The sequence below is a fragment of the Paenibacillus sp. sgz302190 genome (genome assembly GCF_059820445.1).
Genome location: NZ_JBZYAO010000076.1, coordinates 2,943 through 9,464 on the forward strand (window position 1 = coordinate 2,943; position 6,522 = coordinate 9,464).

6 protein-coding genes are annotated in these 6,522 nt (G+C 53.3%); all 6 read right to left on the bottom strand.

Features of this window, described 5'->3' with window-relative positions; all coding sequences use genetic code 11:
- The coding region (pcrA, locus tag AC6RNO_RS36205; RefSeq protein WP_497108401.1) for a DNA helicase PcrA at positions 1-1,953 on the bottom strand (1,953 nt) is incomplete at its 3' end.
- A 4-nt stretch (positions 1,954-1,957) separates the two neighbouring features.
- Positions 1,958-2,653: a heptaprenylglyceryl phosphate synthase gene (gene pcrB / locus AC6RNO_RS36210; RefSeq protein ID WP_488437847.1), complete on the bottom strand. Its 696-nt coding sequence runs from the start codon at positions 2,651-2,653 to the stop codon at positions 1,958-1,960.
- A gap of 208 nt (positions 2,654-2,861) precedes the next feature.
- Positions 2,862-3,323, bottom strand: a complete 462-nt coding sequence (locus AC6RNO_RS36215; RefSeq protein WP_488437846.1) for a hypothetical protein — start codon at positions 3,321-3,323, stop codon at positions 2,862-2,864.
- Between the two features lie 207 nt (positions 3,324-3,530).
- Positions 3,531-4,319: a spore coat protein gene (locus AC6RNO_RS36220; RefSeq protein WP_488437845.1), complete on the bottom strand. Its 789-nt coding sequence runs from the start codon at positions 4,317-4,319 to the stop codon at positions 3,531-3,533.
- 28 nt (positions 4,320-4,347) lie between these two features.
- On the bottom strand, positions 4,348-4,581 hold the full coding sequence (locus AC6RNO_RS36225; RefSeq protein ID WP_474684267.1) for a hypothetical protein: 234 nt from the start codon (positions 4,579-4,581) through the stop codon (positions 4,348-4,350).
- A 165-nt stretch (positions 4,582-4,746) separates the two neighbouring features.
- Entirely contained in the window at positions 4,747-5,946 is a 1,200-nt protein-coding gene (locus AC6RNO_RS36230; protein ID WP_497108402.1) for an S-layer homology domain-containing protein, read from the bottom strand.
- Positions 5,947-6,522: the final 576 nt, after the last annotated feature.

Genomic DNA, 6,522 nt, shown 5'->3' on the forward strand with positions numbered 1-6,522 from the left:
CGAGACGTTCTCAACGAGTTCCTGCGGAATCTCGGTGAGGAATCTCGATGGGGCGTTGGAGGCGGTGCGGCCAAAAAGCGTGCGCATGCGGGCGCACGTCAGGTACAGATCTTCCTCGGCGCGCGTAATGCCTACGTAGGCAAGGCGGCGTTCCTCTTCCAGCTCTTCGTCGTCCGTAAACGCACGGTTATGCGGGAAGACGCCTTCCTCCATCCCGATAATGAACACTACGGGGAACTCCAGACCTTTGGCGCTGTGCATCGTCATCAGCACGACAGCATCCTTTTCGTCCGCATCCTTGTCTTTGTCCATCGTATCGATATCGGCGATCAGGGCCAGATCGGTGAGGAAGGAAACAAGCGTTTTGTCGTCGTTGCGCTTCTCGAAGTCCATGGTCACGGACAGGAACTCGTCGATATTTTCGAGGCGGGCTTTGGATTCGATCGTATTTTCCCGCTGCAGCTCCAGCCGGTACTGGGTCATTTCCAGCATTTTCTCGGTCAGCTCGGTCACGGACAAATATTCGACCATCTGGCTCAAATTTCCGATCATCTCGCGGAAGTCGGCCAGCGCGTTTTTCGCTTTCGTATTGATCTCCAGCGCATCGATCTCGTCGATCATCGCGTACAGCGAAATGCCTCTGCGGCCCGCCATTTCGGCCACCTTGTCCATGGTCGTATCGCCGATGCCCCGCTTGGGCACGTTAACGATCCGCGACAGGCTGATGTCGTCGTCCGGATTGGAAATCAGGCGCAAATACGCGAGAATATCCTTGATCTCTTTACGATCATAGAATTTTACGCCGCCAACGATTGTATACGGGATATCGGATTTGATCAAAATTTCCTCGATCACCCGGGACTGGGCGTTCGTGCGGTACAGGATGGCGTGATTGGCAAACTTTTTGCCGCCCGAGCGGTTTTTGTTAATTTCATTCGTGACAAAATAACCCTCTTCATGCTCCGAATCGGCCTGGTACAGCTTGATCGTGCTGCCGCCCTCTTTGTCGGTCCACAAATTTTTCGGCTTGCGGCCGCTGTTGTTGGCGATAACTTTGTTCGCCGCCTGCAGGATGTTCGAGGTCGAGCGGTAATTTTGCTCCAGAAGAATCGCTGTCGCATTCGGGTAATCTTTTTCAAAATTGAGGATGTTCGAAATATCGGCCCCGCGCCACCGGTAAATCGACTGATCGCTGTCTCCTACCACGCAAATGCGCTTATGCTTGTCCGCCATCATCTGGCACAGCAAGTACTGGGCGCGGTTCGTATCCTGATACTCGTCAACGTGTATATATTGGAATTTGTTTTGATAGAAGTCCAACACTTCCGGAACTTCCTTGAACAGTTGAATCGTAGTCATGATCAAATCATCGAAGTCGAGAGAATTGTTGCTTTTGAGTTTTTTCTGATAAAGGGTGTAAATTTTAGCGGTGAGACCTTGAAAATAGTCCCCGATCTTGTTCTCATACTGCTGAGGGGTCACCAGTTCGTTCTTGGCGGCGCTGATTGCGGCCTGGAACGCTTTGGGCTCGAACTTTTTCGTATCGATGTTCAGCTCTTTGCAGCAAGTCTTGATGACGGAAAGCTGGTCGCCCGAATCCAAAATCGTAAAATTCGAAGTAAATCCGATTCTTGTAATATCTCTGCGAAGAATGCGCACACACATGGAGTGAAACGTGGACACCCATATGTCGCTGCCGGCTCCGCCGACCAGTTTGCCGACCCGCTCCTGCATCTCTCTTGCGGCTTTGTTCGTAAACGTGATCGCCAGAATGCTCCATGGGGCGGCCTTGCGCGTTCCGATCAAGTAAGCGATGCGGTGCGTCAGCACGCGGGTTTTGCCGCTTCCCGCTCCCGCCATGATCAAGAGGGGCCCGTCTATGGACTCTACCGCTTTGCGCTGCTGCGGGTTGAGCCTTTTGATCGCATCCAGAATGTTCACAGTCTCGTTCATAGCTTTACCTTCCTGTTCTATCGAAGTTCACGGTCTGAAGCGCCTGCTCCAGATCGCTGTAGATGATGTTGCCTACGACAATGGTATCCGCCGCTGCCGCCGCCTCGCGCGCTTTCTCCGCGCTGTCGATGCCGCCTCCGTACAATAGACGGGCTTGCTCCAGCACGCTCCGGGTGCGGCGCACCAGCTCCATATCGCCGAACTTTCCACTGTATTCCAAGTAAACGATGGGCATATGAAACAGTTTGTCGGCCATTCTGGCATAGGCGGTAACGTCTTTCCGATCAAGCTCCGTACGTGCGGAGGTGAGCTGCGCCGCGGTTGCCTCGCCGTTTAATATGATGTAGCCTTCCGTGACGATTTCGTCCCAGTTCAGGATCGCTCCGTATTCCTTAAGCGCATCGTGATGGTGGCCAACGATCCATTGCGGGTCGCCGGCATTCAGCGCCACAGGGATAAGAAACAAATCAAACCCGGGCACGATCGCCTCCCGATTCGATATTTCAAGCACGCACGGAACTTCATATTGGCGGACGCGGGCCAGCAGGTCAACGGTATTGTCAAAAGTAACGCCCGTAGAGCCGCCTACCATGATGGCGTCCGTACCGGACAAACAGAGCCTGTCCAGCGCTTCGTCCGAAATTTCCCGATCGGGGTCCAGCTTAAATACATGTCTCCACTTGCCTATATCGACGATCAAAAGTTTCCCTCCGGTTAGCGGCACTTATGCCATAATACCATCAGTCTATGCTACGCGAAAGGGCGTGTCAAATAGCGAAAGACGGGCTAAATGCCCGCCTTTTTAAGGAATCCGGTTCTATGCATGCTTACCGCTTATGAAGTGACTTTATCCGATCGTTTAGGAACATTAGTTCGCTTTGACAGTTTTTTTCTTTTCCGATCCTTCGTTACTTGACTTCAATGTTAAAAATTTTCTCGATGCTCAAATCGCTATGATCGTTTTGCTGCAGCATCAGCTTGATCTCATGCTTGCCTGTAGCCAGATTCGTAAGTTTGACGGGCGCGTCCGTACCCAGCATCGCTTTTTGCTTGCCGTCCACATATAAGTGGAGGTGGCCCTCTCCTTGTACATTTTGCTTACCCATATGGTCGGTTGACAAGGCTAAGTTGTTGACGGAATAGTTGATTGTAGCGTTGCGGCCGTCTTGAGAAATTTGCGCATCGATGGAAGGAGCGACGCCTGCATGCACGGCCTTTGCGATGCTGCCGTTTGAAGTTTGCGTTTGGCCGGTTGGCGCAGAGATTTTTGAGGTGAGCTCCTCCTCTTCTCCTTTGGAACTGCAAGCTGTCGTTAGCATGCCGAGCAATGCCAAGGAAGCTGCGCCGTAAATCCACGGTTTCTTCATCATCCCAACACCCTTTTCCCTTAAATTGGACATCCTTTGTATCTATATATGTGTGACAAGCAGGTTCCATACCATGATTATTGGAAAAGTTCGGGCCATTGCGGAAAAGCCTGTCTGGCAAACACGCAAAAAACGCCTCAGTGCTTGAAAATCAAGCTCAAAGGCGCTTTTTGACAGTTCTCAGGCAAAAGTACGCTTCACACCCGCCGACTAGGCTCCGCCTGTTTGGCTGCGGGCAGACATACTCGGCTGCTGGCCTTTTCCGGCTGTCCCGCCCGCTCCGGAAGCGGTCGCAGAACCGGCATAGTAGCTGGGCTTGCCGGCTGCGCTGGAGCTGCCGCTCATGCCGTAATCGGATGCGGAATAGCCCTGGGCTTGCGCGAAGCCTTGCTCTTGTTGGCTGCCGTAGCCGCTATGCTGTTGCTGCGCATTTTGCGAAAGATGTTGAGTTTGCACCGCATTCGGGTAGGCGGCCGCATGGATTGTCTGAATGGGCTGAAAAGCTTGCTGCTGCGCGAGCATTTGATTGTGCTGCTGTTGCTGCTGCTGTCCGGCCATGAACTGGTGTTGCTGGTTTTGTTGGTTCTGTTGGTTCTGTTGGTTCTGTTGCTGCTGTTGGGAGCCGGCGTTGTTGAGAGCCTTGCTCAAATTTTGCTGAACGAAAGACTGCAGTTTAGCCGCCGATTGGCTTTGCTTTTGCAGTTCTTGCTGGAGCTGCTGCTGCTGTGCGGGCTGGACTTCGTAACCTCCCAGCTTTTGAATTTCCTGAAACACCTCAGCTTGATCCTGTAAAGTTTTATGCACCAGCGATTGGAAAGTTTGCCGAATTTGCGGATTCGACGCCTCCAGAGCCGCTGTCGTATATTCACGGGCTGTCCTTTTCAGTTCGGAGAGAACGAATTGGGCCAAATCCTGTTCTTGCAAATACACTTGCTGGCCCTGGCTTTGCTGCTGCTGAGCGCCAAAACCTTGCTGTTGATAAGGATTTTGTTGGAACACGTTTTCTGCACCTCCTGATTATGCGGGTTTAGTGAGTGATGCCGGCTTGCTGCTGAAGCGTGTTGATCAGCGTGCTGATGTTTTGCAGACGTTCCTGCGACAATTGGGACAGCGTTTGTTTCAAAGACTGGCTTTGGCATTCTACAGCCCCTTGCACGCAAAGCTTGGTAAGTAACTCTTCGTTCTTGAGCGAATCCGTTATGTACGCGAGTTCCTTGCCGGAAATGGCTTGGTTTCCTTGTTGATTTCCTTGATTGTACATAGTGATCGTGGCCCTCCTTTCCGTTGTTAGGTGTAGGATTCCCAATTTATTCCGCTTTATGTACGAATGCAAAAATACGCCGAATGATGAACACCGGCATAAAAAAGCTAAAGGAGCTTCGCCCTCTGTAGGGAAGCTCCTGGTTTATGACTGCTGCGTATGGGTTTAGTTCGCCGCGTCGGCAGTGCCGAGCAAGCGGTCCAGCAAAGCAGCGACCTCAGCGCGGGTAATCGTTTGCTGCGGCGCGAAGTTTCCTTGGTCGTTGCCCTGAATCCAACCGTTTTGTACAGCGGTGGCTGCGTAAGGACGAAGCTCTGCGGGAATGCTGGCCGCATCTTTAAAATGTTCATTCAACAGCCTGTCCGCCGCGTCGGCATCCAACAGGCTCAAGGAGGCATTTTGCTTTAAAAGCACTTTGACCAGCGTGACGGCAACGTCCTGCCGTTTGGCCCCATCCGCCGGCTTGAAGCTCAGCTTGCCGCTGTCGTCTTTTTGCTCGCCAAAATAATCTTTGGTCGCTTCGATCGTTTTGAACGACCAGCGGCTTTGCGGCACATCGCTGAAATCGGCTGTGCCGGAAGCTGCATCTTGCGAGCTGCTCTCCAGGTTAAAGCTGCGCGCCACCATCGCCGCCAATTCCTCCCGCGTTACGGTAAAATCGGGATTAAAGCGCTTCTGATCATCGCCCTGCAAAATGCCCTTGCTCACCAGATGCTTGATGGATGCAGCCGCCCAATGCGAATCGATATCCGTCAACTGGACATCGGCAGAAGCGCTATTGCCCTGCTGCTTCTCGCCGCCGGCCGGTTTTTCGCCCTGAGAGGCCGGGCGTTCCCCTTGGCCACCCTGGCCGCCTTGCCCGCCCTGACCTTGGGGGCGGTCTCCGAAGCCTTTGCTCTCGATCTGCGTTTTCAAGCGATCGGACAAATCGGCAAGCTGTTTATCGGCTTGCTCTTGGGTTATGGTGCCGGCCGTCACCGCAGCCTGGATGGACGCCGTCATCGCCGTTGCGAGACGGCTCAGCAGTTCGTCCTCCGTCAGGCCGGCAGCGGATGCAGCTTCAACCAGAGTCTGCCCGTTCTTGAGAGACTCCATTAACGTTTGCTGCTCGACGCCAAGGATGGTCGCCGCCTCTTTCAAAAGATCGCCTCCCGGCATCCCCATTTGACCCGAGCCTTGTCCGGGGCCTTGTCCCGGCCCTTCAGGCCGTTTGCCGTCGGCGGACGCCGATGCGTCCGCAGTAACACCGGCAGCCGCCGTGTCCGACGAAGCGGCAAAAGCCGCCTGCTGCAAAATACCCGCAGAGCCGAGCAAGAAGGACGCAAGCAGGGTGCCGGTCAGAATGCGTTTGTTCAAAGATTTCATCACTTTATGCCACCTTTTCATTGGTTAGTTTTTCTTCCTAATGAAAAGAATAGCGGGTTTCGCTGAATTCTCTCTGAATGCCGCCTGAAAGATTGATGAGCATTTTCCTATAATTTCCTGAAGATATAGCGGTGGGCTTCTTTCTGCCGTTCGGACATCGAAGGGACGACATTCTGCCCCGGCGGTCCAACGGGGGGATACCGCGACCGCAGGTCTTGCTAAGATGAGCGCCCACGCTCGGGGAAAGACCCGGAATCGGGCAAACAGCTGCCCTAAAAGCTCGCGTAGGCTTCACTACGGGGCTAGCGCCTGAAAAACCTGCAAAAGTACAGGTTTTTGCACGTTGATTCGCCTGCAGCGAAAAATTCCTGCAAATGTGCAGGCTTTTAAGCTGCTGCGCGGGCTGAAGCCCATTTTTATAGGGAATTCCTGCACAATTGCAGGCATTTCCTCAAAATGAGCTTCATGCACAGAAAAAGCCTGGTCGAGTAGGCGGGGCCTTTCCTTCTCGGATTGTGCCCCATACCCCTCTCAGATCCGTACGTGCGCAATTCACGCATACGGCTCCTCACTTCG

Excerpts from the sequence above, each read along its gene's own strand:
- AC6RNO_RS36215 (WP_488437846.1), bottom strand. The coding sequence starts at position 3,323 with ATGATGAAGAAACCGTGGATTTACGGCGCAGCTTCCTTGGCATTGCTC.
- AC6RNO_RS36225 (WP_474684267.1), bottom strand. The coding sequence starts at position 4,581 with ATGTACAATCAAGGAAATCAACAAGGAAACCAAGCCATTTCCGGCAAG.
- AC6RNO_RS36230 (WP_497108402.1), bottom strand. The coding sequence starts at position 5,946 with ATGAAATCTTTGAACAAACGCATTCTGACCGGCACCCTGCTTGCGTCC.